This is a genomic window from Burkholderia sp. RF2-non_BP3 (assembly GCF_001522185.1).
GTDB lineage: Bacteria > Pseudomonadota > Gammaproteobacteria > Burkholderiales > Burkholderiaceae > Burkholderia > Burkholderia diffusa.
Window position 1 is genome coordinate 47569 of record NZ_LOSU01000034.1, and the last position, 25902, is coordinate 73470.

The following is a 25902-nucleotide window of genomic DNA, read 5'->3' on the forward strand; positions in this document are numbered from 1 at the left end:
GATCATTCCCAAAGGGCCCGCTTGTGTTTGCAAGACTGAAAACCGCCGTTACCGGCTGGCTGCCGTCCGACCTGTCGTCGCGATTACCGTCGTCGACCACGTTGACGCGGCTGCTGCCGCTCGTCATGTTCGCGATTGCGTTGACGGCGCTCGCCACGCTCTACATGCGCTACGACCAGGCGAACTACAAACCGCTGTTCGGCGCGCGGGAGCCCGTGCAGTTCGACGACGTGGTGTCCGTGCTCGACGCCGATGGCATCGGTTATCGCATTCATCCCGACACGGGGCAGGTGCTGGTGTCGAACGGCGATCTGGCGCGTGCCCGGATGATTCTCGCGGCGCGCGGGGTGACGGCGAAACCGGCGCCGGGACTCGACCAGGTGGACCGTGACGATCCGCTCGGCACCAGTCAATTCGTGCAGGACGTACGGTTTCGCCGCGGCCTGGAAGCGGAGCTCGCGCAAAGCATCGCGACGCTCGACCCGGTGGAGCGTGCGCGCGTCCATCTGTCGATTGCGAAGTCGTCGTCGTTCGTGATGATGGATGGCGAGAAAAGTGCGGCGTCGGTCGTGCTGACACTCAAGCCGGGGCGTCGGTTGTCGAAGGAGCAGATTGCCGCCGTCATCAATCTGGTGGCCGGCAGCGTGCCCAATCTCGCGCCGGCGCAGGTGGCCATCGTCGATCAGCACGGGGCGTTCCTGTCGGCGCGCGTCGATCTGGACGGCGACCTGTTCGGCGACGACGCGGCGGCCCGCATCCGGGACGAGGTCGCACGGAACGTGCATAGCCTGCTCGCCCCTTCGCTCGGCAGCGGCAGCTTCCGCGTGAGCGTGACGGCCGTCGTGAACAACGACCGCGTCGAGGAGACGCGCGAGCAATACGGCGCCGAGCCAAAGGTGCTGAACGAGGCGACGCGTGACGAACAGAATCGCGATCGCGTCGCGCTCGGCGTGCCGGGCTCGCTGAGCAATCGCCCGGTGGACGTTCCCGCGGCGTCCGGCGCGGCGGCGGACGGCGGCACACGGCGCAACGCGACGACCCGCCAGTTCGCGTACGACCGCAGCATCCGGCAGATCAAGCGCGGGCGCGGTCAGCTCGAGAAACTGAGCGTGGCCGTCGTGCTGGACAACGCGGCGTCGCCCACGAAGGGGAAGCCGTGGTCGGCGGATCAGCTCGGGCGGATCGACGGAATTCTTCGCGGCGGCCTGGGCATCGATGCCGCGCGAGGCGACCAGTTGATCGTTTCGTCGCTCGACTTTGCAAAGGCGCCCCCGGAGCAGCCGTGGTGGCAGCGGGCCGACACGCTCGAACAGGGCGGATGGTATCTGACCTACGGATTGGCTGCGCTGTTCGGCTATCTGGTGATCGCGCGTCCGCTGCTGCGCATGATGCAGCAATGGGTTCAGCACACGTACGGCGGCCCCGCCGGCGCCACTGCAACGCCAGCGCCGCTGCATGACGAGCATGCGGCGGCCGGGCAAGGCAGTGAAGGAGCAGGGCCGGGCCGGGGCATGCCGCTCCTCGGCGATATCGAATTGCCGCCCGCCGGCTCGGGCCTCGAAGTGCTGATCGACTACCTGCACACGCTGTCCGAGAAGGAGCCGGAGCGGGTTGCCGAAGTCGTCAAACAATGGATCAGGAACGATGGACACGCCAGTCACTGATGCCCGCGTGCGGGGCTCGATCGAGCAGGCCTCGATCATATTGCTGAGCGTCGGCGAGGCGCGCGCGGCCGACGTGCTGCGCTGCCTGTCGCGCGACGAGCTGCTCAAGATCACGCAGACCATGTCCGGCATGGGCGGCCTCAAGGTCGACACCGTGAAGGCGGCGCTGCAGCTCTTTTTCGACGAATACCGCGAGCAGAGCGGCATTCACGGCGCGTCGCGCATGTACCTGCAGCGCGCGCTCGATCTCGCGCTTGGACACGACATCGCGAACACGGTGCTGGACAGCGTCTACGGCGACCGTATCCGCCCGAAGATGGCGCGGCTGCAGTGGGTGTCGCCGCGCTGGCTCGCCGACCGCATCATGAACGAGCACGTCCGGATGCAGGCGGTATTCGTCGCGTTCCTGCCGTCGGACCAGGCGACGAAAGTGATCGAGGCGCTGCCGCCCGAGACGCGTGACGTCGTGCTGTTCAACATCGCGAAGCTCGATGAGGTCGAGCACGCGTTGATCGCGGAGCTCGAGGAACTGATCGAGCACTGCCTGACCGATCTGGATCGGCGCGGCGCCGTCGTCGAGGGCATCCGTCAGGCCGCCGAGATCATCAATCGCCTGTCGGGCGACCGTCTGCGGATGATCGAGCTGATGCGCGCGCACGACCCGGGTGTCGCAACCGAGATCGAGACCAGCATGTACAGCTTCGACATGCTGGCGCGCCAGAACGATGCGGCGCTCGGTCGAATCATCGAGATCGCGCCGGTCGAGGAATGGGCGGTCGCGCTCAAGGGCGCCGAGCCGGGCGTGCTGGCCGCATTGCAACGCGTGATGCCGAGGCGTCAGGTGCAGGTCTTCGATGACGCGATTCGCCGCACCGGGCCGCTGCCCGGGACGCGCGTCGAGCAGGCACGCCGCGACATCATGGCGCGCGTGAGGGCGCTGGCCGACGACAAGGAAATCGAGTTGCGGCTCGTTGATGAGGACGTCGTCGAGTGAAGACCTATCAGCGTTACCGATTTCCGCCGCTACGATCGCCCGGGACAACGCCGCTGCCGGCCGGCGCGCTCGCGTCCGCGGCAGAGCCGTTGGATCCGGCATTCGACGCGCGCATCGAAGCGGGCTACCGGCAGGGCATGGCGGACGGCTATCGCGCGGGTTTCGAGCGCGGTGAGGCCGACGGCTTGCGGCAGGGACGCGCGACGGGCGCGCAGGATGCGAGTGACGCGCTGCGGAGCGAGCATGCGGGCACCGCCGAGGTGCTCGACGCGATGCGGGATGCGTTCGGCCGGATGCACGCGGAGTATCTCGCCGCGCGCCGCACCGAGCTGGTCGACCTCGTGGCGCGGGTCGCGCGGCAGGTGATCCGCTGCGAACTGACGCTGCAACCCGGCCAGATGGCGGCGCTGATCGACGAAACCCTGGCGTTGATGCCGGCCGCGTCCGGCATACCGGAAGTGCGCCTGCATCCGGACGAATGCGCGCGCCTGTTCGAACTGTTTCCCGAGCGCGCGCAGCAATGGCGGCTGGTCCCGGATGCGCGGCTCGAGGCCGGCGAATGCCGCGTCCTGCTGGGCGGCAATGAAGCCGATGCCGGATGCCGGCACCGGTTCGAGTCGTGCATGGAGCGCGTTGGCGAACAGTTGTTCGCGGCGCCGAACGGCGAAGTGCCGGTGGACACCGTCGCGCCGACGCCGGCATCCGGGGAGGGACGCTCGTGATCTTGTCTGCACTGCGTAATGTCGCGCTCGAACAGGTGCCCGTCGCCCGGCTGACCGGCCGGCTCACTGGTGTGACGGGGCTGCTGCTGAAGGCGTCGGGCTGTCCGCTCGAAACGGGGCGGCGTTGTGTGATCGAGGCGGGCGACGGCGGCTGGATCGACGCGCAGGTGGTCGGATTCAATCGCGACGAGTTGTTGCTGATGCCGTTCAAGAAACCCGTCGGGATCGTGGCCGGCGCACAGGTGTTCGCCTGTGATCGCCAGGCGGAACTGCGCATCGGTCGCGCGTGGCTCGGCCGCATCGTCAACGGGCTCGGCGAGCCGATCGACGGCCGCGGCCCGCTGACGGGCAGCGTATTGCTCAAGCCGGGGCAGGCGGTCAATCCGCTGCGCAAGCGTCCGGTGCGCGACGTGCTGGACGTCGGCGTGCGGGCGATCAACGGGATGCTGACGCTCGGGCGCGGCCAGCGCGTCGGGCTGATGGCGGGCAGCGGCGTCGGCAAGAGCATGTTGCTCGGCATGATCACGCGCGCGACCGACGCCGACGTCGTCGTGGTCGGGCTGATCGGCGAGCGGGGCCGCGAGGTGCGCGAATTCGTCGAGCACGCGCTCGGCGAAGCGGGGCTTGCGAAGGCGGTGCTGGTCGTCGCGCCGGCGGACGAATCGCCGCTGATGCGCGTCAAGGCCGCAGACCTGTGTCACGCGATCGCCGCGCATTACCGGGATACCGGCGCGGACGTGCTGTTGCTCGTCGATTCGTTGACGCGCTATGCGATGGCGCAGCGCGAGATCGCGTTGTCGGTCGGCGAGCCGCCGGCAACGCGCGGGTATCCGGCATCCGTATTCGGCATGTTGCCCCATCTCGTCGAGACCGCCGGCAACGGCGAGGGCGACGGCAGCATGAGCGCGATCTACACGGTGCTCGCGGAGGGCGACGACCAGAACGATCCGATCGTCGATACCGCGCGCGCGATTCTCGACGGGCACATCGTGCTGACTCGCGAGCTTGCCGAGCGGGGCCATTACCCGGCGATCGACGTCACCCGTTCGGTGAGCCGCTGCATGACGCAGGTGGCGGACGGCGCGCACGTCGCGCGTGCGCGCAAGGTCAAGGAAATGATCGGCCGGCATGAACAGGTGAGGGACCTGATTCCGCTGGGAGGCTACGTCAAGGGGGCGGACCCGGCGACGGACGAAGCGGTGGCGAAGGCTCCCCGAATCGACGCGTTCCTTCGGCAGGACCTCGACGAGATCGCGCGCTGCGACGCGACGCTCGCGCTGCTTCAGGCGCTGACCGAATGAACGACGGACGCACGATCGCGAGTCTCGCGGGCCTGGTGCGCGCGCGCGAAGCCGAAATCGACCGGATCGCCGCGGATCTCGCGCGGCAGGAGGCGATACGCCGGCGTCACCAGAGCAGCCTCGGCGCGCTGCGCGCGCTGCTCGACGGCGCGACCCGGCCATCGGGCACGGCATCGGCGGCGATGACCGGGAACGACTGGCGATATCGGCAGGCGTTGCGCGACACGATTGCCAGGCAGCGCGAGACGTTGCGCCTGCATGAGGAGGACATGCGGTTGAGCCGTCAGTTGCTGGCCGCGCAAATGGCCCGGTGCGAGATCTGGCGGCGCGAGCTTGCGCGGCGACGGTGCGCGCTGGCCACCGTCCGGCAGCGTGCGGAGCAACGGGCGCAGGATGCGCTGGCCGTGCAGGTGTGGTGGTGGGCGTCGGCATGACGGCAGGCGCGGCGAGCGCAGGGCTGTGGATGCCAATTGGATGAATGGAGAGAAACCTATGCTGAAAGTGACGAATCCGAAGGCGACGGCGGAACAGTTCGCGCAGATTTACATGGCGCGTTCGAAGGATCTGCTGACGATGCAGGCGGCGCGAACCGGCGACGACAAGAAGGCGCAGTTGTCGCTGAGAAACACGCTGACGATGTTCCAGAAAGCGCTGGGCGACGCGGTCGCGGGCGGCAGCCTGATGCGGCGCGCGGCGACGCTGTCGAATCCGCAACTCGCAACGGTGACGCTGGCGCCGGACGCGAAGCCGGGTGAGTACCAGTTTCATGTCGAACGGCTCGCCACCGCGAACCAGCAGGCGATCGACCTGCCGGCCGCGATCGACGCACGCGATGCCGGTCGACTGACGATCAAGGTCGGCGACGACGTCGAAGTCGTCGTCGATATCGCGAGCGCGGACAAGGATGCGGACGGCAAGGTGTCTGCGCAAGAACTTGCACGCGCCATCAATACGGACCGGAGCACGAATGGCGCGGTGCGCGCGGCAATCGTCGGCGACAAGCTCGTCTTGACCGCGGCCCGGACGGGCGCACAGAGCCGGATCACGTTCGCCACCGACACCCTGACCGATCCGGCGCTGGCCGTCGCTTTCGAGGGGGCGCGAGAAACCGTGAAGGCGCAGGACGCGCGAATCATCCTCGGCGACAGGCAGAGCGGCCTCGCGATCGAGCAGGCATCGAACACGCTCGATTCGATCGACGGCGTGAGCATCGCGTTCAACCAGGCCGGAGCGTCCGGCTCGGTGTCGGTCGCCGTTGACAACGCCGGCACCGTGGATGGCGTGAAAGCGTTCGCCGATGCGTACAACGCACTGATGCGCTCGATCGCCGATCTGACGCGTGCCGGCGACGCGGCGCGGGGCGACCCGGGCGGGCCGTTCTCGGCCGATGCGGGCGTGCGAGCGCTGGTCGGTCAGATCAAGGCGGCGCTGCGCCAGCGCGTCGAGGGTCTCAATCTTTACGACCTCGGAATCGATACGGATCGCTACGGCATGCTGAACGTCAACGCGTCGTCGCTCGACGCGACACTGAAGACGAACGCTGCCGCACTCGACGAATTCTTCGGCGACGCGACGCGCGGACTGGCCGGCAATCTGACCCGGGTGCTCGATCGATGGCTGGACGCCGCGAGCGGTCAGCTGAAGCGGCGCGAGGAATCGATCGACGCGAGCGAGAAAACGATCGTCGCAAGGCAGGCGGACTGGGATCGCCGCCATGCGAGCGTGCTCGAGCGCTACACGAAGGAGTTCACCCAGCTCCAGATCATGCAGCAAAAAATGGAAAGCACGCTCGAGCAGCTGAAGGCCCTGTTCTCGACGAACAAGGATTGACAGCGGGTCGTACCGTTGTAGTCGGCTGGAGGATCAAGCATCTTGGAATACATCGGATATCGCAGCTACCACGCTGCCAACCTGGAATCGCGGATCGCGAACGGATCGCCGATTCAGCTCGTGCTGCTGCTGACCGACGGGCTGCTCGACGAAATGGCGCGCGCGCGGGCGCACATTCTTGCGCGTCGCATCGAGGCGAAAGGCGCGAGCATCGGCAAGTGCATCGAGCTGGTGGACGGCCTGTCGAGCGCACTCGATGTGTCGTCCGGCAGCGAAGTCGCGACGAATCTCGTCGCGCTGTACGACTACTGCGTTCAACGTCTGAACGAGGCGAGCATCGCGCTCGACGTCGCCCCGCTCGACGAAGCCGCGCGACTGATCTCGGTGCTTCGGGAGGGATGGCAAGGTGCGGAAGATGCAGCCGGTTGACGATGCGTCGGCCGTGCGTGTGCGTCTGCGCGTCGCGCTGCGCACGCATGCCCGTCTGCTGAGGGCCATCGTGCACGAACACCGCTGGGCCGAGCTGCCGGCGCTCGACGCGGACGTCAGCGCACTGGCGAGGCACTGCGCGGGCGATGGCGCGCGAGATCCGGAGCTGGACACGACGTTGCGGGATCTCGCACGGGCATACGCGGTGGCGATTCGCGGTCTCGCCGACGCGCGCGCGGTGACAGGCCACGCGCTGGCCGGTATGAGCGAGTTCGAGGAACGGGGGATGGCCTACGCGGCGACGAACGGGAGCGACAGATGAACGGAACCATTTCAACGACACCTGACTTGCGCGATCGCGCGACGGGGAACGCGGTCGGCGACCGGGCCGTAGCGGAGCCAGTCATGCCGGATAGTCGGGGCGAAACGAACGAGACCGTCGCGCCTGCCGGCGACGCGGCGCTACTTCCGGTGACGTCGCCGATTAATTGCCACACCGAATCATTCCGGAATGTGATGGCGACACTCGACACGCTTGACCTGCCGGCGGCGCCCTTGTCGGCGGACTGTCGAACGGATGGCGCGTCAGCCGACGGCGACGTTCCGGTCGCGCCTGGGCCGGACGCGAAGGCCGGTCCGGGCTTCATCCCACGGGAAGTGAGCGGGCAGCACGCGTTCCGCGACAACCAGGTCATCGAATCCGTTCCGATCCGGCGGCTTGTTTCGCCGCGAAGCGGTGGCGATCGATTTGCCGCTGGCGCCGACCGCGAATCGAGTGCGGAGAATCGGCCCGTTCCATCCGCCTTGCAGCCGCGCAGCGAGCGTGCGCGGCCGCTGGCGGTACCAGCAGCCGTCACGATGGTCGTCGACAAACCGCCGATCGGCGCCAGCGGGGCCGTGCCGGATGGGCGCGTGCCGCACGCTGGCCTCGCATGGCCGGCGGCGGCCGACGGATCGGACGCCGGCGTGCGCGTTGCCGCAGGCCAGGCGGGCACCTTGCCTTGGGGGCCGCAGCTCCTGAAGGCGCTGGGCGAGCAGATCGATGTGAACGTGCAGCGCGGCGTCGGGCACGCGGTCATTCGTCTCGAGCCGCAATCGATGGGCACGTTGCAGATTGCGATTCGTCACGAGGACGGCGCGCTGCAGATCCGGATGGTCGCGTCGCACGAGGACGTCGTACGCCAATTGCAGGCGGTCGGCGATGCGCTTCGACAGGATCTCGCCGCGCGACAGCACGGCGATGTGACCGTCGTGGTGCGGCAAGGGCAAGGGTTCGGCCATCGCGAGCGCGGCGCGCGGGACGGTGACGCCGGGGCATCGCAGGGACGCAAGCGGCCCGGCGCAGCGCTCTCGGCGGTGGACGCCGCGCACGGCGACGCACGGTTTCATCTCGACGGACGAGCAACACGCTAACGACACGGAAGGGAGCGGATTTCGATGAACAGGAAATTGCTGATCTGGGGCGGCGGGGGCACGGTGCTGCTGACCGCGCTGGCCGCCGGTGGCATCTGGTCTTACCAGAACCAGGCGGCGAACACGCCTCACGCGGCGGCGCCCCCCGCAGCGGCCGACACGCACAAGTACATCAGCGTCGACCGGATCGTCGTGATGCTTCGCATGCCTCCGGACGCCGGCTTCGTGCCACCTTACGTCGAGGAAACCCATTATGCGGTGCTCGATCTCGTGCTGAAGACGACGCCCGCCCAGGAAGCGATGGCGCGTGCGCATATCCCGCTGCTGCGCAGTATCGCCGTGCGGGTGGCGGCGCGCTACACGCTGGAAGACGTCCGCCGGAAGAACCTGTCGGAGATCTCCGCGTCGCTCAATCGCGCGTTCATCAGTTCGTACAAGGGGCGGCACGTCGAGATGCCGTTTGAAAAGGCGATGATCAGCCGGCTTCTGGTGGAGTGATCGTCATGACGACCTGTATCGGCAACATCGACGCGCGAACGCGCCACGCGGACGCGAATCCGGCAGTCGAGCTGGCGTGGCTGCTCGAGTACGCGCCGATCGTCAAGCGTGCGGCACGTCAGTTGAGCTGGCAGGCCTGCGGTGCGATCGCGATCGAGGACATGGAGCAGATCGGACTGATGGGATTGCTCGAGGCGCTGCGCCGGTACGGGGCGCCCGACGCGGCGTTTGGCGGCTATGCGTTGAAGCGGGTGCGCGGCGCGATTCTCGACGAGCTGCGTCGCCACGACTGGCGGCCGCGCATGGTGCGGCAGGACGCGCACCGCGTGCGCGATTGCGAGCGCGACCTGCGTCGATCACTCGGACGCGAACCGACCGAGACCGAGGTGAGTGGCGCACTCGGCATCAGTGCGGCCGAGTATCGGCAGCGGGTGATGGCGGGCAACGCGGAGGCGATGGCGAGCCTCGACAGCCTGCTCGACGGAGAGGCGCTTGCCTTCGTAGAGAGTCCGGAGCGGCGAGTCGTGCAGCGCCGCAGCCTCGAACAGGCGCTCATGCGGTTGCGCGATCGCGAGCAGCGCGTGATTCAGCTCTACTACGAATTCGATCTGAGCTTGCGCGAGATCGCCGCGGTGCTCGGGCTGACGGAAGCCCGCGTCTGCCAGATCAACAAGGCGGCGCTCGGGAAGATGCGAGACGCGATCGGTGACGCATGAGCAGACCATCTTCGCTTGATTCGGGCATTTATCTATTCACAGGGCAAACATGAGACTGTCGACTATGAAACCGCGCGCGCCGCAGGAACCGGGCAGCACGGCGCCCCACGTTGCACCGGTCGGCCGGGCCGGCGCCGCCGCGAATGCGCCGGCGGCCCGCACGGACTTCTCGATCGAGGCGGTCCGGTCCGCACAGGCGGCGCTGCGCAGCCTGCCGGATTTCGACGAGGCGCGCGTCGACGCGCTGCGCATCGCGCTCGCGGAAGGTCGCATTCCATTCGACGCGGGCAGGCTGGCCGCGCTGATTCAGCGTTTTCACGGAGGGCGGGAATGACGCGCAACGAAGCGTTCGCGAAGATCCTCGACGGGATCCGCGTCGATGTGGCCCGCTACGCCGAAATGAAGGGGCTGCTCGACCTGCAGTTCGCCGCCGCATTGCGTCGCGACGGCGCATCGCTGATGGCGACGGGCAACGCGATTCTCGCGCTCGCCGATGCGCTTCGCGCAAGTCACGAGATGCGCAGGCGGTGCATGCACGTGCTCGTCAGCCCGTTGGAGCCGGAATCGATGACGCAGGCATGGGCGGCGTTGCCGGGCCGGGTGCGCGAGCGGCTGACGCGTGTGGTGGCGCAGTTCGAATCGCAAATTCAGGAATGCAGAAACCTGAATCAGCGCAATGCGGCGCTGTTGATGTCGCAGTTTGAAATCGCGCAGCGCGCACTGTACGGCGAGGTCGATACCTATGTGGGTCGGTGACGCGTCGAATTGGCTGCCGACCGGCGCGATACGGGCCGAAAGCGATGCGCCGTATTCTCGCGCGTCCGGATTGGCCGTCGGCGCGTTTCGCGCGGCGTTCGCACAACTGCGGCGCGAGATCGAGACGATCGTTTCCGAGGGTTTTCCTCGCATCGGGGACGACGCATGGCGCGGGGCGCCGCCGCTGCGGCATCCGGGCAGCGAGGCGGCTCGACCGGCGGCGGACGTGGCGCCGGCCCGTCCGGCCACCAGCCCGCGTGCGTTTCTCGACGACATCTTGCCGTTCGCTCGCGAGGCGGCGGCCGCGCTGGGTGTGTCGGTGGATCTGGTCGCCGGGCACGCGGCGCTCGAATCGGGCTGGGGGCGGCATCCGGTGACGATGCGCGACGGGGCGGACAGCCACAACCTGTTCGGCCTGAAGGCGGGTGCGGGATGGGCAGGCAGCGTTGTCGACGTGCCGACGACCGAATTCGTCGACGGCACGCCACTGAAAACGGTGGAGCGGTTTCGCGCATATCCGGATTATCGCGCGGCGTTCGCGGACTATGTCGCGATGCTCAAGGGGAATCCGCGGTTTCGCGACGTCGTCGGCGCGGGACGCGATGCGGCCGTGTTTGCGGCGGCGCTGGCGCGGGGCGGCTATGCGACCGATCCCGCTTATGCGTCGAAGCTGCGCCGGGTGGTCGCCGACGTGGCGGCGTTGCGCGCCGGCCGCGACGGCGGGCTCACCGGGACACGTCGGACGTCGGCAGATCGATCGGCTGCGCGCTTGCCTCGCCGGTAACGCGAGCCTGAATCTCGCGTGCGGCGCTGCCGTTGCCGACGCGCAGGCGCACGATGTCGCCCTGTGCGCCAGGCTGCATCGCCACGCCGGTATTGACGACCTGAGCCGATCCGATGCGCGCGACGATGCGCACGGTCTGGCCACGCCGGATCAGCGCCGGCGCCTGCAGGGCGCGACGCGACAGGGTCTGCCCTTGGCGCAGGGCGCGGCGGTTGAGCTTGCCGATCGCATCGTCGGCGCGCGTCACCGTGTCGGTGAGCGACGACAACGTCCGCACGGCCGAATCGAGATCGTCGTGCGTGAGCGGTTGACCCGCTGCGATGTTCCGCGACGCGACGGGGATCGTCGCGGTGATGGTTGCCCGAGCGATGAATTTCGCGGTTTGGCCGGTGCTCGGGCAGTGCGCGGTGAGCACGATGCGGCTCAGCCGGACCGGCTCGCCGACCGAGATGTCGAACGGCGTGGCGCAGCCGGGCGCAGGGCGGCGCGGCGGCGGTATGACGACCGCGATGGCTGCGTCGTCCAGCCCCGCACGTTGCGCGCGCGCGGTCAGTTCCGCGAGCGCCGCGTCGTGCGCCCGGGCTTGCAGCGCGGGCGAAGGCGGGGCGGCGTGCGTGCAGGACATCGGCAGCAGGAGAAGGGCAATCGGGAAACGAATCGTGCGCATGATGTGAAATGGAATACGTTCTAGCTGCGACATAAAGACGAGACGGGCCCGGTTCGGAATCGATGAGCGAAGTGTAAATGAAGGAGAACGAAATGGCATTTGATCTGGCGAACGGGCTCGGGCCGCATCCGGTCGCGTTGAGATTGCGGGCGGCGCGCACGGAGATCATCGCGTCGAATCTGGCGAACCTCGATACGCCGGGCTATCAGTCGCGAGACCTGGATTTTCGGCGAAGCATCGCCGATGCGGCCGGCAACGCGTATCCGGGCGTGCCGCTCGCAGGCGCCGCGACGCTCGGCTATCGCGTGCCGTTCCAGGCGTCGCAGGACGGCAACACGGTCGAGCTCGGCGTCGAGCAGGCGGCATTCGCACAGAACGACGTGGATTTTCAGACGAGCATCGCGTTTCTCAACCTGCGGATTCGCGGTCTGCATGTCGCGATCACGGGCAACACGTAATGAAACGCGGTGTTTTGCATCTTTCCGAGGAGGTGTCATGAGTTTCAGGGAAATCGCGCAGATCGCCGGCTCCGCCATGTCGGCGCAGACCGTGCGTCTCAACACGATTGCCAGCAATCTGGCCAACGCCAATGCGGCGTCCGCCACCGAGGCCGATGCGTATCGCGCGCGCAGGCCCGTCTTCGCATCGGTGTTTCGCATCGATGAGGATGGCGAATCGATGGGCGCGCGCGTGCAGGTGCTCGATGTCGTGACGAGCACGGAGCCGCTGCGCAAGGTTCATCAGCCGGGTCATCCGCTCGCCGATGCGCAAGGCAACGTGCTGTATCCGAACGTCAACGCGGTGGAGGAAATGACCGACATGCTGTCCGCGTCGCGCGCGTATTCGACCAACGTCGAGGTGCTCGCGCGCGTGAACGGCATGCAGCGCGAGCTGCTCAGGCTCGGCCAGTAACGAACCCTTATCGCTATGAGGACAACATGTCGAACCCAATCCAGCTTTCACCGGCAAGCATGCCGTTCAACGCCGATACGACGCGCGCGCCATCGGGGACGGTGAGCGGCGGGACGTCGACGGACATCTTCGCGAAGATGCTGAGCGCGCAGATCCAGAACCAGGACCCGCTCGACCCGATGGATTCCGCGCAGTTCGTGTCGCAGATCATGCAGGCGCAACAGACGGCATCGCTCAATACGGTCGTGAATCTGGTGGAGAACAGCATGGGATTGGTCGGGAAATTGATCACCGTGGCGCTTGGAACGCACGTCGGCTCGCAGGTGATGGCGCAAGCCGATTCGGTCGATGTGAGCGACCGCGTGGTCAACGGGCGCATCGCGCTCGATCGCGACGCATCGGATGTGACCGTCGTGCTCACCGGCGCATCCGGCAGCGTCAAGCACATCGCGCTCGGTGCGCGCCCGAAGGGCGACGCGCCGTTCCGCATCGACCCGACCCAGCTCGGCCTGGCCGCCGGCCGTTATCGGATTCGCGTCGAGACCGGCGACGGCACGCCGCCGCCGGCCAATATCGAAGGCACGCTCGAGAACGTGCGTCTCGGTGCCGACGGCAAGGTGATCCTGCGCGTGGCCGGCGTCGGCGACGTCGACACCGCGGCGATCGTCAGTTTTCAGGGCCGCTGACCCACTCACCCATCACGCAAGGAATACACATGAGTTTCAACATCGCTTTATCGGGCATCAATGCCATCAACAATCAGCTGACGACGATCAGCCATAACATCGCCAACACCGGCACCTACGGTTTCAAGTCCGGCCGCGCGAACTTCGCGACGATGATCTCGGGCACGCAGGCGAACGGCGCGTACATCGGCTCCGTCACCCAGAGCATCGGCGTGGGCGGCGGCGTGTTCGCGACCGGGCGCGGGCTCGACGCCGCGATCGACGGTAACGGCTTCTTCGTCACGAAGGACCCAGACGGATCGACGCTCTTTACGCGCGTCGGCATCTTCCAGCGTGATGCGGACGGCTATCTCGTCGACGCGTTCGGCCGCCGTGCGCAAGGTTATGCGGCAGGCGGCACGTATGGCGACCTGCAGATTCCGGTCGGCGTGGCGCCCGCGAAGGCAAGCGATCGCCTCGACTACGCCGGTAACCTGTCGGCGGACTGGGAGGCGCCTGTGCAAGCGGTGTTCGACAAGGATGACGACACATCCTTCAATCACACGGTGTCGTCGGCCGTCTACGACTCGCTCGGACGGCAGCATATCGTTACGCAGTACTTCGTGAAGGCGCCATCGCCGTCGACGGACGTCACAGTGCATTACGCGATGAACGGCGAACGCATCGACGGTTCGGCGACGCTGAGCTTCGATACGCACGGCCGGCTGACGTCGCCGACCACGCCGACACCGCTGAACCTCGGCACGCCGGAGGGCGCGGCGCCACTGACCCTTGCCATCCATTACGCGGGCGCGACGCAGGTCGCGGGTGAAGCGTCGACGATGGTCAATCGCGACAACGGCCACGCGGCCGGCGTGCCGGGCGAGCCGACGCTCGACTCGCGCGGCAACGTCGTCGTCCAGTACAGCAACGGCCAGAAGCGCACGCTGGGCACGATTGCGCTTGCAACCTTCCCGAGCCCGGACGGACTGGAGGCGGCAGGCGACACCGCGTGGCGAGCGTCCTCCGCGTCGGGCAACGCGTTGCTCGGCACCGCCGGCGCCGGTGCGCTCGGCAAGCTGGTGACCAGTTCGCTCGAACTGTCGAACGCGGACGTGACGAAGGAGCTGGTCGACATGATGACCGCGCAGCGCAACTATCAGGCGAATTCGAAAGTGCTGTCGACGGAGAATCAGATGATGCAGGCGTTGATGCAGGCGCTTTGATCATGGACGCATTGATCTATACGGCAATGAGCGGTGCCGACCGCGCGTGGCATGGGCTCGAGGTGCATGCCAACAACCTGGCGAACGCGCAGACCGACGGGTTCCGCGCGGAACTGGAGATGGCGCAATCGCGCGCGGTGCGCGGCTACGGCTACGACTCCCGCCATCTGGCGAAGCCCGAGTCCGGCGCCGTGAGCGGTCGCGTGGGCGTGCTGGCGGAAACCGGCCGGGAGCTGGACGCGGCGATTCAGGGGGACGGCTACTTCACCGTCGCCGACGCGAACGGCGTGCGCTACACCCGTGCCGGCAATTTCGAAATCGATGCGGACGGGGCGCTGACCGTCAACGGCCGCGCGGTGATCGGCGAGGGCGGCCCGATCGTGCTGCCGGAGTTCACGAGCCTGCGGATCGGGGAAGACGGCACGATTTCCGTGACCGCACCCGGCGACGCCGATGTGCAGGCCGTCGATCGCCTTGCGCTCGTCGATGCACCGGCAGCCGACCTGGTCAAGGACCCGGCGGGGCTGCTCGTCGCGCGCGACGGTCAGCCGCTGCCGCCGGCCGAGGACGTGCGCGTGATGGGCGGGCATCTGGAGCGGAGCAACGTGTCGCCGGTCGCCGAGATGATCGCGACGATGTCGTTGAACCGCGCGTTCGAGGTGCAGATGCGGATGTTCGGCGCCGCGGGCGAGATGGCGGACGCCGGCAACCGGTTGATCCGGGGTTGATCGCGACGTCGACGCATAACCGATTGGAGAGAACGATGAATCAGGCAATGTGGATCAGCAAGACCGGGCTGCAGGCGCAGGATGCGAAGCTGCAGGCGATCGCCAACAATCTCGCGAACGTGAACACGGTGGGGTTCAAGCGCGACCGCGTGATGTTCGAGGATCTGTTTTACCGGATCGAGCGCCAGCCCGGCGCGCAGCTCGACCAGGACAACGCGTCGCCGTCGGGCATCCAGATGGGCAGCGGCACGCGGCTCGTCGGCACGCAGAAGATCTTCACCGACGGCAGCGTGCAGACGACCGGGCAGTCGCTGGACGTCGCGGTGACGGGAAAGGGTTTCATCCAGGTGCTGCAGGCCAACGGCGAGACGGGCTATACGCGCGCGGGACAACTGAGCGTGAACGCGGAAGGGCAGCTGGTTAACGCGCAGGGCCTGCCGCTGCAGCCGGAGATCAGCATTCCCGACAATGCGATGAACATCGTGATCGGCGAGAACGGCGTGGTCGCCGTGACGGTGCCGGGTTCGGCAACGCCGAATGAAGCGGGGCAGATCATGCTCGCGAACTTCGTCAACCCGGCCGGCCTGCTCGCGCTCGGCGACAACCTGTACATGGAGACCGTCGCGAGCGGCCCGCCGAACGAGGGCGAGCCCGGCACCGACGTGTTCGGCAAGATCAAGCAGGGGGCACTCGAAGGAGCGAACGTGCAGGTCGTCGAGGAAATGGTCGACATGATCGCCGCGCAGCGGACGTACGAGATGAACACGAAAGTGTTGAGCGCGGCCGACAACATGTTACAGCAACTGTCGCAGGCCGCGCGATGAAGCAACGCCTGCTCCTTTTGCCACCGGTCGCGCTGCTCGGCGCGTGCGCGCTGCTCGACCCTCCGCGCCCGGACTTTGCCGAGGACGATCTGCCGTCGGCCACATGGGCGCTTACCGCCCCGCGCGCCGGAGGCGTGTTCAATGCGGCGACCGCCTGGTCGCTGGCCGCCGACGGCCGGGCTTACCGGCCCGGCGATACGCTCACGGTCACGCTCGACGAGACCACGCAGGCCAGCAAGCGCGCCGATACGCGCTTCGGCAAGAGCAACGACGTATCAGTGGAGCCGGGCAGGCTGTTCGGCAGTCCGATCGATCTCGATACATCGATCGGCGCGAACCGCAAGTTCGACGGCAGCGGCAGCAGCTCGCAGCAAAACTCGCTGCGCGGCGAAATTACCGTGATCGTCACCGACGTGCTCGCGGGCGGCCTGCTTCAGGTGCGCGGCGAAAAGGTGCTGTCGCTGAATCAGGGCGAGGAGGTGATGCGCCTGACCGGCTATGTCCGGCAGGCCGACATCGACACGAACAACCGCGTGTCGTCGCGTCGAATCGCGAATGCGCGCATCCAGTATGTCGGCAAGGGCGCGCTGTCCGAATCGAATTCGGCCGGCTGGTTGACGCGGTTCCTCAACAGTCCATGGATGCCGTTCTGATGGGAAGCCCTATGCGAACACTTCGTTCGACCATCCTGGCCGGCCCGAGCGTGCTCGCGGCGACGGTGGCGGCGACGGTTGCGCTGCTCGGCGCGCCGTCCTCGTGCGGCGCGGCGACGATCGGTGCGCTGGTCAACATCGAGGGCGTTCGCGACAACCAGCTCGTCGGCTACGGCCTCGTCGTCGGCCTGAACGGCACTGGTGACGGCCAGCAGATCCGTTACACCGGCCAGTCCGTCGCGAACGTCCTCAAGCAATTCGGCGTGACGTTGCCGGAAGGCATCCGCCTGCGCTCGCGCAATGTCGCGGCCGTCATGGTCAGCGCCAGTTTTCCGCCGGGCTACAGGCCGGGCCAGAAGATTGACGTGACCGTGTCGTCGATGGGCGACGCGAAGAGCCTGCGGGGCGGGACGCTGCTGCTGACGCCGTTGCGCGCGGCAGACGGCGCGGTCTATGCGCTCGCGCAAGGCAATCTTGTCGTGCCGGGTGTGAGCGCGGAGGGCCGCGGCGGGTCGAGCGTGACGATCAACACCACCGCGGCGGCCCGCATCCCGCGCGGCGCGACCATCGAGCAGGAAATCCGGACCGGCCTCGACACGAAGCCGGTGGTCACGCTCAGCCTGAAACGCCCCAATTTCCAGACCGCCGCCAACATCGTCGCCGCGATCAATCGCGTTGTCGGCCATGACGTCGCGACGAGCCGCGACGGCACGAGTGTCGACGTCGGCGCGCCGGTCGATCCGACCGCGCGCGTCGAGTTCGTCGCGAAACTGAGCGCGATCAGCGTCACGCCGCAGAAGGCGCCGCCTCGCGTCGTCTTCAATTCGCGCACCGGCACGGTGGTGATCAGCCAGGGCATGACGGTGTCGCCCGCGGCGGTGTCGCACGGTGCGCTGAAGGTGACGATCTCCGAAGGCGCGCTCGTCAGCCAGCCGAATCCGTTCGGCGGCGGCGAGACCGCCGTCGTGCCGCTGTCGCAAGTCGATGTGCAGCGAGGCGGCAACCGAATGTTTCGCTGGCCAGCGGGCACGAGCCTGCAGGCGATCGTGGACACGATCAATGCAACGGGCGCGGGGCCGGACGACCTGATGGCGATCCTGCAGGCGCTCGATGAGGCCGGGGCGTTGAACGGCGAAATGGTCGTCATCTGAGGAGGGCGCGCGAATGTCGAATCCATCCATGGCCATGTCGTTCCGCGTGGTGCCGCCGGGCTGGCCGGTCGGCACGCCGGCAATGCCGCCCCCGCGTGCCACCGGCGGCCACGATGCCAGGACGCTTGACGCGGCCGAGCAGTTCGAGGCGCTCTTCGTCGCGCAGATCCTGCGGGCGATGCGCAACGCCATTCGCGAGATCAACCCGGCGGGCAGTATCTTCCGCGACCGCGCCGGCAGCGACATGACGGACCTGGCGGACGGACAGGTCGCCCGGTTGCTCGCGTCGCGTCATGCGTTCGGCATCGCGGATTTCATCTTGCGGCAACTGCCCCCGGACGCCGGTACGGCCGCCTCGGCGCAGGCGTGATGCCGGTTGGCCGCGCGGATTTAAGTCGATGCGCGTGTCGGTCGCCGGATACGGCAGGGGGCCGCTTGCGCGGCTGTTTCCGCTCGCCGCCCGTCGTGGGCCGGGCGAGCATCGATCGATGAGGGAGGTAGACGATGAATATGATCGACATCGGCATGTCGGGCATCCTGGCCGCGAACCGGTCGCTCCATGCGACCAGCAGTAATGTCGCGAACATTGCGACACCCGGCTATTCACGGCGCGGCGTGCTTCTGTCGGGCAACGCGCACGGTGGCGTCGACGCGTCGGCCGCGATGCGCATCAACGAGGGCTACCGGACACAGCAGATGTGGCAGGCGGCGAATGCGTCCGGGCGTGCACAGGCCGCCCAATCGCATCTTGACCAACTTGAAGGAATGGTGGGCGGCAACCCGGCAATCGGCGATATCCAGCACCGCGATCTCGGGCTCGGCGCGTTCTTCGGGGCACTACGCGGTGCGACCGGCGAACCGGGCGATCCGGTGCTGCGCAACGCCGTGCTCGACACCGCAAGCGGAATGACGCGGCAGTTCAACGGCATGCGCGCGGCGTTCGAGGACCAGTTGCGCAGCATCGAACGACAGCGCGACGTGACGGTCGACCAGGTCAACGGGCTTGCCACGCAGATCGCCGACTTGAACGGGAGAATCGCGGTTGGCCTCGCGAGCGGCGGCGACGTCGCGGCGCTGATGGACCGACGCGACGTTGCGGTCGACCAGATGGCGGGGCTCGCCGGCGTGCGCGTCGTGCAGCAGCGGGACGGCACGGTCGACGTGTCGATGGCGTTCGGCCAACCGCTCGTGGTCGGCAAGCAGGCGGGTCGAATCGACATCCGGCGAGACGGACACGGTAGACAGGCACTGGTGATTTCATTCGGACAACAGAAGATGCCGCTGCGGTCGACACACGTCGGCGGGGCGCTGCGCGGACTCGCCGAGGTCGAGACTGACGTGCTGCGTCCGCAGCTCGATGCGCTCCGGACGCTCGCGGTCGAGACCGCGAAGCGAGTCAATGCGCAGTTGGCGCAGGGTTACGACATGCACGGCAATCCCGGCAAACCGTTGCTGTCCTTCGACGAAGCGAGCGGTCGACTCGGCGTCGTGCCCGACACGCAACCCGAGGCGTTGGCCTTTTCGGCCGACCCGGATCATCCCGGCGACAATCGCAACCTGCTCGCGCTGAGCGGCTTGGGTTCCACGCGGATCGAGATGCCGGGCCACGGCACGGTGTCGATCGAGAATGCGTTTGCATCGATCGTGGGCAAGGTTGGCTCGGCCAGCCAGCAAAACAAGCTGGTGGCCGAAACCGCGCAGGCGGTGCGTACGCAGGCGGAGAACGACTGGCTGTCGCTGAGCGGTGTCGACAACGACGAGGAAGCGATGAATCTCGTCCGTTTCAAGGATATGTACAACGCGAACTTGAAGGTGATCGCAGTCGCCAATGCGCTGTTCGAAACCACGCTGAATGCCATCTGACCCACGGAGCGCCGACATGCGAGTGACCAGCCAATTCCACCACGACGTCATGAAGCAGGTGACGCAGCGCACCAACGCGCAGCTTTCCGATACATTGATTCGGATGACGACAGAACAGCGCATCCTGCGAGCCTCCGACGATCCGATCGGTGCCGTGCGCCTTGCGTTGCTGGCCGAATCCGGCGATCGCCTCGCCCGGTATCGCGCCAATATCACGACGTTCGAGTTCCGCCTCAAGCGCGGCGAGCAGGCGCTCTCCGAGATCGTCGCGCAGTTTGGCGAAGCGCAGCGGAAGTTGCTGATGGCGCTGGACGGCGCGCGTGCGCCGGGCGATCTCGCGGCAATCGCGGGTGTGCTCGAATCGGTGCGGGACATGCTGGTGCATTCATCCAATACGCGCGACGGCGCCGGCCACTATCTGTTTTCGGGGACGGCGATCACGACGGCGCCGATCGCTTTCGATCCGGTCGCGCCGGCCGGCAGCCGCTATGCATATGGCGGCAATGCCGGGAAGCAGGCGGCGATCGTCGGCGACGGCGTCACCGAGGTGCTGAACGACGATCTCGCGGAGATGGCCGACGCACTCAACGCGCTCGATCGCGCGATCGAGCGGATGCGTGCGCCGGGCGCCAATGCGAACGATTCGACGCTGCGCGACGCACTTGTGCAGGCGATCGACGTGATCGACAGGACGTCGGTGTCGGTCGAATCGAAGATCGGCCGGCTCGGTAACGCGCAGAACATGCTCACGCTGCTTGACGATCTGCATGCGTCGTCCCAGGTCGTCACCACGGAGGCGGCCCAGGATGCAGGCAAGATCGACCGCATCGAGGTCTACGACGCGTACATGAGCTATCGCACCGCGCTGGAGGCGACGCAGAAGGTTTATGCGCAGGTATCGCAGTTGTCGCTCTTCAACGTGCTCTGACGGCGAAGCGGCTCAATGGAAATCAATATTCGCTCCTCGGCGGACAGCGCACTCACCGGAACCGGCGCCGTGCGGCACGACACACCGCGCGCGGCGGTTTCCGGCAGAATCCGGTCGCGCGACGCGACGTCACATGACATGACGAGTGACGCGCGCGTCACGATACGCGTCGCGGCCGAGCGGCGCGACCGGATCACGACGCATCGGCAGATCAACGAGCAGGCTTCCGGGATGCAACAGGTGCTCGATTACCTGGCCGGCTTCAGCAGTCATTTGAATGCGCTGAAGCAGGCAATCGGGTCCAGCCTCGTCGGCGGCGGTAGTGAGGACGCCGCCCGCACGCAGTTGGCGCGCACGGTGAGCGCCTGGCATCGGCGGGCCGGCGCGACCGGCGGCCGATTGAGCGATGCGCTGGACATCGGAGGCGAGGGGAAGGCGAGGCGCGCATTCACGGTGGAAGGACTGAACGCGCAAGATGCGCGTCGGGCTGCCGGAGAAGTCATCACGTTTCACCTTGCCGGCACTGGTGCGAGTCCTGCGACGGCTTATCTCGCGCCGGATCTTTCGACGCGTCAAATGGTGTACCAGCTCAAGGTTGCTCTTGTGACGCTGCGTGTCGCCTGTGACGAGGATCCGCATGGCCGGATCCGCTTTTCGGTCGAGGAGTCGCGCTGGCCGAGCGTCATGAGTGGACTTCGTGTGAAAGGCGGTGGCGTCCGGTTTCCGGACGGCGAACCGCTGCGCCCGACGCTGACCGATGTGCCTGAACGGATCGACCCGGCCGGCTGGCGAGTGGATGATCCGCTGACGCTGCGTGCGACGTTGCGCGCGGTGGTGCAGACACAGGAACGGGTCGAGCAGGCAACGACGCGCGCGGAGCAGATGCTGCGTGCTGCGCGACGGACGCTGGAGTTGATTCCCGCGGTGGCCGATGCAGATTGGGCGCGGGCAGTATCCGGGCAGATGGCGACACGGATAGGTTCTGTGCGCGACTACGAGGATGCGATGGCGCTCGCGCCGGCGACTGCGGGCGTCGAACGTACGCGTGTGCACACATTGCTGGCATTGCGTTGACGGCGACGCATCCGTCGATGCGCGTGTGTCAGATGGAGGGGGAGAAGTCGGTCGGAAGCGAACGAACCAGGCGCAGGATGTGAATCATGGCGCGAAGCCGGACGGATGATGGAGGGGGCCGCGAGCGCAACGTGGGGCCGAGAGGTGAGCGGACTTGCGCGCGCGTTTGAGGAGTGTTGCGGGCGCTACGATCATCGCGTCGGCATGCCACTGTGTGATGCGCGCGATTCACGGCAGATCCTGCGCGAGATATGTCTTGCAGCGTCCCTGGACCGTGTGGATCGTGCCGGGACAGACGGTGAGCCACTTGTTGCCGCCGCGCGTGATCTGATAAAGGCGCTCGCCGGGCTGCAACTTGACGCCGATCGAAGACAGGAGCGCGAGACTTGCGGCCTTTGCGGGCGCCGGGTGCTGCGCTTCCTGCTTCAATGCGCTGAGCAACCCCGAGAAATGCTTGTTGAGAAGGGTTATCTTCCAGGTGTTGCAGCCGATCCAGACAACGGCACCAATGAGGAGCGCGCGCTCGATTAGCCGGGCGGCACGTTGGCGTTTGGGTACATGTCGAGGCGGGACGGTGTGGTGAGCGGGGTCGTCGAACGACGAGGTAACATCGGCGCACTTCTCGTCGTTGTCATGGGGCTTGGCGGTCTGCGGTGGCTCGGTCGCCGGCACCGCATCGTCGAGTGGCTGCGCGGTGCCGATGAACCGCAGACCGTGACGTGGCAGCGTTTTGATCAGCGTGCCGCTGATGCCATGTTCCTCGAGCCGGGCGCGCACCGCGCGGACGAGTTGATGGTAACTGCTGTCCGTCACGACCAACCCCTTGTCGCCCCACAATTGCTGCATTACCGCTGCCTTGGTGGCGAGCCCCTTGAGTACCATCACCAGTAAGTCGGCTTCATTCGCAGTCAACTCGGTCGTGCGGTCAGCGAGCGTCAGAGTCATGTGATGGCAATTGAAGATAACGCGGTCTTCTATCAGATATTTATCCATCGATGTTCCGGCTACATGTGGTCGCGACAACGTTAGCGTCTGAATTCACAGCGACGGGCGATGAGTCGACCCGTCGTCCGACCGGAACGAAGACCTTTGTGAGATGCTTCCGGTGGCCGAGCTTGCTGCTCGTTGCGTGTGGACCGGGACGGTGTGATGTCAGGCGCGGTGTGCGGGTTCGATGCGAACAATATTGCGATAGATCGCCGCCAATGACTATGAGAAATGTCTGAAAAAATAACGACAAATTGCTTAGTCGATGGATGAGGTGACCGTGACTCGCAAAATCTCTCGGCGTGGCGTCCTATAGCGCTGTAAATCGTGGACGGCCGCTGCTCCCGTTGCGCTGTCGGTCAAGAACATCCACAAGTCGTTCGGCGATCATCACGTGCTGAAAGGCATTTCGCTCGATGCGCACGAGGGTGACGTCATCTCGATCCTCGGCGCGAGCGGGTCGGGCAAGAGCACGTTCCTGCGCTGCCTGAACCTGCTCGAGACACCTGACGACGGCTCCGTCGCGCTCGCCGGGGAAACGCTCGCGATGAAGCGCGCGCGCGACGGCAAGCTGCATCCGAGCGACTATCGCTGATGCGCGAGATGCGAGCGATCGCGTTCGTCACCGACCTGATCCAGCAGGGCACGATCGACCGCGGCGAGATGAAGGAAATGCCGATCCATTCGATTCGCGCCGACGACGCAATGTGCGCGTTGTGCGTATCGAGCAAGTACAACGCGGATTGGGCGTTTCTCAGCGAACTGCACGACCACGGGCGCCTCGAAGCCGATGCATGGCTCGCGCATCACTACGGAAACATCGGGCAGCGGTCGAGCACCGACATCCGCAGGGAATTTCTGTGACCGCATCGCGGTAATGTTGGCATGGGGCGATCATGTGCAGACGCCCTGGGTCAACGAGCGAACGTGAGCCAGATGCAGGAGCGGTTCGCTGCGTTGTGGCCGTGCAGCGGCGGGACAGATGGCGAAGGTGTCTTTTTCAAGAAGCATTTCGTTGCCGGATCAAATAAAACCGATAATGAGGCGAGTCGAGAAATTTCCCCGCTTGAATTTTCTGAATTAACGGAAATGGGGAATCGGTGTGTCTGACCGGCAACTCCTTGCATTCAATCCAGATGGTCCTCATTGCAAAGCAGTCTGACAAGTCGACGAAGTTCCGGGCGCTCGGCTTTCATTCTTGGCACAAATGCGCAATATGGATGGCCGAGTTGAATCGAATGCGTCGAGAGCGCGATGAGCCGCCCGGTTTCCAGATCAGCCTGAGCCAGCAGCTTCTGAGCCAGGGCAATTCCGAGCCCCGACCGCGCCATCGTGATGGCGAGGCTTGAGAGGCCAACCCGTCTGCCATTCGACGGATCGAGATGGCGCTCATTGTCGATTCGCGCGAACCAGTCGTTCCAGGTCGGGTGTGATGCGTAATTTGGCCCCCAGTTCGTATGGATGAACAGGCTTTCGTGGATGTCGTTCAGGCTGAAGTTGCCATTTCCATGTCGATGCCAGAACTCGGGTGCGCAGACCGGGATGACTTCATCATGAACCAGCGGAATCGTCTGGATCGACGGGTAGTGATAATCGCCGTAACTTACCCGTATATCAACGTTCTGGCGTAACAGATCGACGGGGTCTTCCTCCACTCGAATATCAATTGCAATTTGCGGATAAATTTCGAACAGTTGCGTCAATTTCGGTACGAGCCAGGTTTCTGTCAGTGAAGACGGCACGCTAACGACCAGATGCGCCTGCAACTCGCCTTCCAGAATGCGCTCGGTCATTGTCGCGATGTCCCTGAGCGCCCGAGACGTTTGTGGGAAGATCGCCCGCCCCGCATCAGTGAGCGAAATGCGATTGCCATTCCGCACAAACAGTTGCTTGCCGAGGTATGCCTCGAGATTGCGAACCTGCTGGCTGACGGCGGCTGATGAGACGCCTAGATCGGCGGCGGCCAGCGCAAAGCTGCCGGTTCTGGCGGCAACTTCAAAGGCCTTGACGGCATTAAGTGGCGGCAACTCACGCATCGCACATTCTCCAAAAGTTTTTCTTTTGAAAGACCAACATTTTCTACTGTTGAAGTCAATTTTTTGTTTCGATAGCTTACGCCTTGTTGAGAAAATTTGCGCAATCTCAACACTTGGTGCCCGCACAGCCGAACCTGCATGGGTGGCGCAATGACGGGCAGATCGAATGATCCGATGAATCGGACAGCAGGAGACAAGCGATGCAAGCACGGAAGCGGCCGGCGAAATTCCTGGCATTGGTGTCGGCGATGGCCTTCAGCCTTGTTCCACACCTTTCTCACGCGAAGGACTGGAAGGAGGTCACGATTGCGCTCGAGGGTGCGTATGAACCGTGGAATGTCACCCGTCCGGACGGGACGCTCGACGGATTCGAGCCCGAACTCGCCGCCAACCTGTGCGCGCGGGCCCAGATCAAGTGCAAGCTGATCGCCCAGGACTGGGACGGCATGATGGCGGCACTCAAGGTGGGCAAATTCGATGTGATCATGGACGGGCTCGCCATCACCGAAGAGCGAAAAAAGGAAATCGCATTCTCCGTACCTTATGCCAATACGCCGGCAACCTTTGCCGTAGCGAAGAACGGCCCCCTTCGCAATCTGCCCGGCACCGGAACGGAGATCGAACTTCCGGGTAGCTCGGCTTCGGACAAGCAGCTTCTCGAGCCGTTGCGCCGCGCACTGAAAGGCAAGGTGATCGGCATTCAAACCGGTACGTCCTTCACCCCCTTCATTTACGGCAATTTCGGCGATGTCGCCACGATTCGTGAATACAAGACTGCGGCCGAGCACGATCTGGATTTGAATAGCGGCCGGATCGACGTGGCATTCGACGATGCCACGTACTTCTCGTCTGCTTTCTCCAAGTCCGAGAACAAGAATCTCCAGTTCGCCGGGCCGCGAATGAAGGGGCGAGCGTTCGGGCCTGGTGAGGCACTCGGGTTTCGACTGTCGGACGGCGATCTGAAGAACAAATTCGATGGCGCAATCAAGGCGGCACTCGCAGACGGAACGGTCAAGCGGCTAAGCGAGAAATGGTTCAAGATGAATGTCGCGCCATGACCGGCTCCCCTGCATCATCGGCA

At 65.9% G+C, this 25902-nt stretch carries 31 protein-coding genes and 2 pseudogenes; 30 read left to right on the forward strand and 3 right to left on the reverse strand.

What is annotated here, in order from left to right; genetic code table 11:
* Positions 1-125: 125 nt before the first annotated feature.
* The 14 genes from fliF to WS45_RS18940 all read left to right on the forward strand — a co-directional run bounded on the left by fliF (position 126) and on the right by WS45_RS18940 (position 11107).
* Positions 126-1664 (forward strand): flagellar basal-body MS-ring/collar protein FliF, encoded by a 1539-nt coding sequence (gene fliF, locus WS45_RS18875; RefSeq protein ID WP_218921637.1) that lies wholly within the window; start codon positions 126-128, stop codon positions 1662-1664.
* Positions 1645-2658, forward strand: a complete 1014-nt coding sequence (locus WS45_RS18880; RefSeq protein ID WP_059525826.1) for a FliG C-terminal domain-containing protein — start codon at positions 1645-1647, stop codon at positions 2656-2658. The genes fliF and WS45_RS18880 overlap by 20 nt, the downstream gene beginning before the upstream one ends.
* On the forward strand, positions 2655-3380 hold the full coding sequence (gene fliH, locus WS45_RS18885; RefSeq protein ID WP_059701072.1) for a flagellar assembly protein FliH: 726 nt from the start codon (positions 2655-2657) through the stop codon (positions 3378-3380). The genes WS45_RS18880 and fliH overlap by 4 nt, the downstream gene beginning before the upstream one ends.
* Positions 3377-4681: a flagellar protein export ATPase FliI gene (fliI, locus tag WS45_RS18890; RefSeq protein WP_059701073.1), complete on the forward strand. Its 1305-nt coding sequence runs from the start codon at positions 3377-3379 to the stop codon at positions 4679-4681. The genes fliH and fliI overlap by 4 nt, the downstream gene beginning before the upstream one ends.
* Positions 4678-5115, forward strand: coding sequence for a FliJ family protein (locus WS45_RS18895; protein WP_059701074.1), 438 nt, complete (start codon positions 4678-4680; stop codon positions 5113-5115). The genes fliI and WS45_RS18895 overlap by 4 nt, the downstream gene beginning before the upstream one ends.
* 58 nt (positions 5116-5173) lie before the next feature.
* The gene (fliD, locus tag WS45_RS18900) at positions 5174-6511 is read left to right on the forward strand and encodes a flagellar filament capping protein FliD (RefSeq protein WP_059701075.1); all 1338 of its coding nucleotides are present in this window, start codon (positions 5174-5176) and stop codon (positions 6509-6511) included.
* A gap of 42 nt (positions 6512-6553) precedes the next feature.
* Positions 6554-6940, forward strand: coding sequence for a flagellar export chaperone FliS (fliS, locus tag WS45_RS18905; RefSeq protein ID WP_059701076.1), 387 nt, complete (start codon positions 6554-6556; stop codon positions 6938-6940).
* Positions 6927-7262: a hypothetical protein gene (locus tag WS45_RS18910; protein ID WP_059701077.1), complete on the forward strand. Its 336-nt coding sequence runs from the start codon at positions 6927-6929 to the stop codon at positions 7260-7262. The genes fliS and WS45_RS18910 overlap by 14 nt, the downstream gene beginning before the upstream one ends.
* Entirely contained in the window at positions 7259-8353 is a 1095-nt protein-coding gene (locus WS45_RS35880) for a flagellar hook-length control protein FliK (RefSeq protein ID WP_082721977.1), read from the forward strand. Before WS45_RS18910 ends, WS45_RS35880 begins: the two co-directional genes overlap by 4 nt.
* A gap of 36 nt (positions 8354-8389) precedes the next feature.
* Complete coding sequence (locus tag WS45_RS18920) at positions 8390-8851, forward strand: hypothetical protein (protein WP_059525840.1); 462 nt, start codon at positions 8390-8392, stop codon at positions 8849-8851.
* A 5-nt stretch (positions 8852-8856) separates the two neighbouring features.
* Positions 8857-9567 (forward strand): RNA polymerase sigma factor FliA, encoded by a 711-nt coding sequence (fliA, locus tag WS45_RS18925; RefSeq protein ID WP_059525917.1) that lies wholly within the window; start codon positions 8857-8859, stop codon positions 9565-9567.
* A 64-nt stretch (positions 9568-9631) separates the two neighbouring features.
* A complete protein-coding gene (flgM, locus tag WS45_RS18930; protein WP_156437226.1) occupies positions 9632-9901 on the forward strand; it encodes a flagellar biosynthesis anti-sigma factor FlgM in 270 nt (89 codons plus the stop codon).
* Positions 9898-10323, forward strand: coding sequence for a flagellar export chaperone FlgN (flgN, locus tag WS45_RS18935; RefSeq protein ID WP_059692442.1), 426 nt, complete (start codon positions 9898-9900; stop codon positions 10321-10323). The genes flgM and flgN overlap by 4 nt, the downstream gene beginning before the upstream one ends.
* Complete coding sequence (locus tag WS45_RS18940) at positions 10310-11107, forward strand: glycoside hydrolase family 73 protein (protein ID WP_059692443.1); 798 nt, start codon at positions 10310-10312, stop codon at positions 11105-11107. The genes flgN and WS45_RS18940 overlap by 14 nt, the downstream gene beginning before the upstream one ends.
* Here the strand turns inward: WS45_RS18940 and flgA are convergent.
* Entirely contained in the window at positions 11049-11774 is a 726-nt protein-coding gene (flgA, locus tag WS45_RS18945) for a flagellar basal body P-ring formation chaperone FlgA (RefSeq protein WP_257140537.1), read from the reverse strand. The two genes, WS45_RS18940 and flgA, sit on opposite strands and share 59 nt — an antisense overlap.
* 92 nt (positions 11775-11866) lie before the next feature.
* Between flgA and flgB the strand changes: the two genes are divergently transcribed.
* The 12 genes from flgB to WS45_RS19005 all read left to right on the forward strand — a co-directional run bounded on the left by flgB (position 11867) and on the right by WS45_RS19005 (position 21798).
* Positions 11867-12232, forward strand: coding sequence for a flagellar basal body rod protein FlgB (gene flgB / locus WS45_RS18950; RefSeq protein WP_059701107.1), 366 nt, complete (start codon positions 11867-11869; stop codon positions 12230-12232).
* A 37-nt stretch (positions 12233-12269) separates the two neighbouring features.
* Positions 12270-12686, forward strand: a complete 417-nt coding sequence (gene flgC, locus WS45_RS18955) for a flagellar basal body rod protein FlgC (protein WP_059701079.1) — start codon at positions 12270-12272, stop codon at positions 12684-12686.
* Positions 12687-12712: 26 nt separating this feature from the next.
* Positions 12713-13372 carry a flagellar hook capping FlgD N-terminal domain-containing protein gene (locus WS45_RS18960; protein WP_059701080.1) on the forward strand — a complete coding sequence of 220 codons (660 nt, stop codon included), beginning with the start codon at positions 12713-12715 and terminating at the stop codon, positions 13370-13372.
* 29 nt (positions 13373-13401) lie between these two features.
* On the forward strand, positions 13402-14577 hold the full coding sequence (locus tag WS45_RS18965; RefSeq protein ID WP_059701081.1) for a flagellar hook protein FlgE: 1176 nt from the start codon (positions 13402-13404) through the stop codon (positions 14575-14577).
* 2 nt (positions 14578-14579) lie between these two features.
* Complete coding sequence (locus tag WS45_RS18970) at positions 14580-15305, forward strand: flagellar basal body rod protein FlgF (protein ID WP_059701082.1); 726 nt, start codon at positions 14580-14582, stop codon at positions 15303-15305.
* A gap of 35 nt (positions 15306-15340) precedes the next feature.
* Positions 15341-16129, forward strand: a complete 789-nt coding sequence (gene flgG / locus WS45_RS18975) for a flagellar basal-body rod protein FlgG (protein WP_179949248.1) — start codon at positions 15341-15343, stop codon at positions 16127-16129.
* Complete coding sequence (flgH, locus tag WS45_RS18980; protein WP_059701083.1) at positions 16126-16782, forward strand: flagellar basal body L-ring protein FlgH; 657 nt, start codon at positions 16126-16128, stop codon at positions 16780-16782. Before flgG ends, flgH begins: the two co-directional genes overlap by 4 nt.
* A gap of 11 nt (positions 16783-16793) precedes the next feature.
* A complete protein-coding gene (locus tag WS45_RS18985) occupies positions 16794-17933 on the forward strand; it encodes a flagellar basal body P-ring protein FlgI (protein ID WP_156437228.1) in 1140 nt (379 codons plus the stop codon).
* Positions 17934-17946: 13 nt separating this feature from the next.
* Positions 17947-18303: a rod-binding protein gene (locus WS45_RS18990; RefSeq protein WP_257140538.1), complete on the forward strand. Its 357-nt coding sequence runs from the start codon at positions 17947-17949 to the stop codon at positions 18301-18303.
* Between the two features lie 134 nt (positions 18304-18437).
* The gene (flgK, locus tag WS45_RS18995) at positions 18438-19796 is read left to right on the forward strand and encodes a flagellar hook-associated protein FlgK (protein WP_059701086.1); all 1359 of its coding nucleotides are present in this window, start codon (positions 18438-18440) and stop codon (positions 19794-19796) included.
* A gap of 16 nt (positions 19797-19812) precedes the next feature.
* On the forward strand, positions 19813-20724 hold the full coding sequence (locus WS45_RS19000; RefSeq protein ID WP_059701087.1) for a flagellin N-terminal helical domain-containing protein: 912 nt from the start codon (positions 19813-19815) through the stop codon (positions 20722-20724).
* A 15-nt stretch (positions 20725-20739) separates the two neighbouring features.
* The gene (locus tag WS45_RS19005) at positions 20740-21798 is read left to right on the forward strand and encodes a hypothetical protein (RefSeq protein ID WP_059701088.1); all 1059 of its coding nucleotides are present in this window, start codon (positions 20740-20742) and stop codon (positions 21796-21798) included.
* Positions 21799-22026: 228 nt separating this feature from the next.
* Here WS45_RS19005 and WS45_RS19010 read toward each other — a convergent pair whose 3' ends face one another.
* Positions 22027-22791 (reverse strand): winged helix-turn-helix domain-containing protein, encoded by a 765-nt coding sequence (locus WS45_RS19010; protein ID WP_059692454.1) that lies wholly within the window; start codon positions 22789-22791, stop codon positions 22027-22029.
* 346 nt (positions 22792-23137) lie between these two features.
* On the opposite strand from WS45_RS19010, the pseudogene WS45_RS19015 reads away from it, so the two are divergent.
* From WS45_RS19015 to WS45_RS35135, 3 genes and pseudogenes are all read left to right on the forward strand, one after another.
* Positions 23138-23377, forward strand: a pseudogene (locus WS45_RS19015) (ATP-binding cassette domain-containing protein); the annotation flags it as partial.
* A pseudogene (locus tag WS45_RS19020) lies at positions 23374-23649 on the forward strand (patatin-like phospholipase family protein); the annotation flags it as partial. The pseudogenes WS45_RS19015 and WS45_RS19020, both read left to right, overlap by 4 nt.
* Before the next feature lie 63 nt (positions 23650-23712).
* The gene (locus WS45_RS35135) at positions 23713-23895 is read left to right on the forward strand and encodes a hypothetical protein (RefSeq protein ID WP_179950380.1); all 183 of its coding nucleotides are present in this window, start codon (positions 23713-23715) and stop codon (positions 23893-23895) included.
* A gap of 17 nt (positions 23896-23912) precedes the next feature.
* Here WS45_RS35135 and WS45_RS19025 read toward each other — a convergent pair whose 3' ends face one another.
* Positions 23913-24821: a LysR substrate-binding domain-containing protein gene (locus tag WS45_RS19025; protein WP_059692457.1), complete on the reverse strand. Its 909-nt coding sequence runs from the start codon at positions 24819-24821 to the stop codon at positions 23913-23915.
* Between the two features lie 200 nt (positions 24822-25021).
* On the opposite strand from WS45_RS19025, the gene WS45_RS19030 reads away from it, so the two are divergent.
* The gene (locus tag WS45_RS19030; RefSeq protein ID WP_082721981.1) at positions 25022-25879 is read left to right on the forward strand and encodes a transporter substrate-binding domain-containing protein; all 858 of its coding nucleotides are present in this window, start codon (positions 25022-25024) and stop codon (positions 25877-25879) included.
* The last annotated feature ends 23 nt before the right edge of the window (positions 25880-25902 follow it).

Excerpts from the sequence above, each read along its gene's own strand:
- fliF (WP_218921637.1), top strand. The coding sequence starts at position 126 with ATGTTCGCGATTGCGTTGACGGCGCTCGCCACGCTCTACATGCGCTAC.
- WS45_RS18880 (WP_059525826.1), top strand. The coding sequence starts at position 1,645 with ATGGACACGCCAGTCACTGATGCCCGCGTGCGGGGCTCGATCGAGCAG.
- WS45_RS18895 (WP_059701074.1), top strand. The coding sequence starts at position 4,678 with ATGAACGACGGACGCACGATCGCGAGTCTCGCGGGCCTGGTGCGCGCG.
- fliD (WP_059701075.1), top strand. The coding sequence starts at position 5,174 with ATGCTGAAAGTGACGAATCCGAAGGCGACGGCGGAACAGTTCGCGCAG.
- WS45_RS18910 (WP_059701077.1), top strand. The coding sequence starts at position 6,927 with ATGCAGCCGGTTGACGATGCGTCGGCCGTGCGTGTGCGTCTGCGCGTC.
- WS45_RS35880 (WP_082721977.1), top strand. The coding sequence starts at position 7,259 with ATGAACGGAACCATTTCAACGACACCTGACTTGCGCGATCGCGCGACG.
- fliA (WP_059525917.1), top strand. The coding sequence starts at position 8,857 with ATGACGACCTGTATCGGCAACATCGACGCGCGAACGCGCCACGCGGAC.
- flgM (WP_156437226.1), top strand. The coding sequence starts at position 9,632 with ATGAAACCGCGCGCGCCGCAGGAACCGGGCAGCACGGCGCCCCACGTT.
- flgN (WP_059692442.1), top strand. The coding sequence starts at position 9,898 with ATGACGCGCAACGAAGCGTTCGCGAAGATCCTCGACGGGATCCGCGTC.
- WS45_RS18940 (WP_059692443.1), top strand. The coding sequence starts at position 10,310 with ATGTGGGTCGGTGACGCGTCGAATTGGCTGCCGACCGGCGCGATACGG.
- flgA (WP_257140537.1), bottom strand. The coding sequence starts at position 11,774 with ATGCGCACGATTCGTTTCCCGATTGCCCTTCTCCTGCTGCCGATGTCC.
- flgB (WP_059701107.1), top strand. The coding sequence starts at position 11,867 with ATGGCATTTGATCTGGCGAACGGGCTCGGGCCGCATCCGGTCGCGTTG.
- flgC (WP_059701079.1), top strand. The coding sequence starts at position 12,270 with ATGAGTTTCAGGGAAATCGCGCAGATCGCCGGCTCCGCCATGTCGGCG.
- WS45_RS18960 (WP_059701080.1), top strand. The coding sequence starts at position 12,713 with ATGTCGAACCCAATCCAGCTTTCACCGGCAAGCATGCCGTTCAACGCC.
- WS45_RS18965 (WP_059701081.1), top strand. The coding sequence starts at position 13,402 with ATGAGTTTCAACATCGCTTTATCGGGCATCAATGCCATCAACAATCAG.
- WS45_RS18970 (WP_059701082.1), top strand. The coding sequence starts at position 14,580 with ATGGACGCATTGATCTATACGGCAATGAGCGGTGCCGACCGCGCGTGG.
- flgG (WP_179949248.1), top strand. The coding sequence starts at position 15,341 with ATGAATCAGGCAATGTGGATCAGCAAGACCGGGCTGCAGGCGCAGGAT.
- flgH (WP_059701083.1), top strand. The coding sequence starts at position 16,126 with ATGAAGCAACGCCTGCTCCTTTTGCCACCGGTCGCGCTGCTCGGCGCG.
- WS45_RS18985 (WP_156437228.1), top strand. The coding sequence starts at position 16,794 with ATGCGAACACTTCGTTCGACCATCCTGGCCGGCCCGAGCGTGCTCGCG.
- WS45_RS18990 (WP_257140538.1), top strand. The coding sequence starts at position 17,947 with ATGTCGAATCCATCCATGGCCATGTCGTTCCGCGTGGTGCCGCCGGGC.
- flgK (WP_059701086.1), top strand. The coding sequence starts at position 18,438 with ATGAATATGATCGACATCGGCATGTCGGGCATCCTGGCCGCGAACCGG.
- WS45_RS19000 (WP_059701087.1), top strand. The coding sequence starts at position 19,813 with ATGCGAGTGACCAGCCAATTCCACCACGACGTCATGAAGCAGGTGACG.
- WS45_RS19005 (WP_059701088.1), top strand. The coding sequence starts at position 20,740 with ATGGAAATCAATATTCGCTCCTCGGCGGACAGCGCACTCACCGGAACC.
- WS45_RS19010 (WP_059692454.1), bottom strand. The coding sequence starts at position 22,791 with ATGGATAAATATCTGATAGAAGACCGCGTTATCTTCAATTGCCATCAC.
- WS45_RS19025 (WP_059692457.1), bottom strand. The coding sequence starts at position 24,821 with ATGCGTGAGTTGCCGCCACTTAATGCCGTCAAGGCCTTTGAAGTTGCC.
- WS45_RS19030 (WP_082721981.1), top strand. The coding sequence starts at position 25,022 with ATGCAAGCACGGAAGCGGCCGGCGAAATTCCTGGCATTGGTGTCGGCG.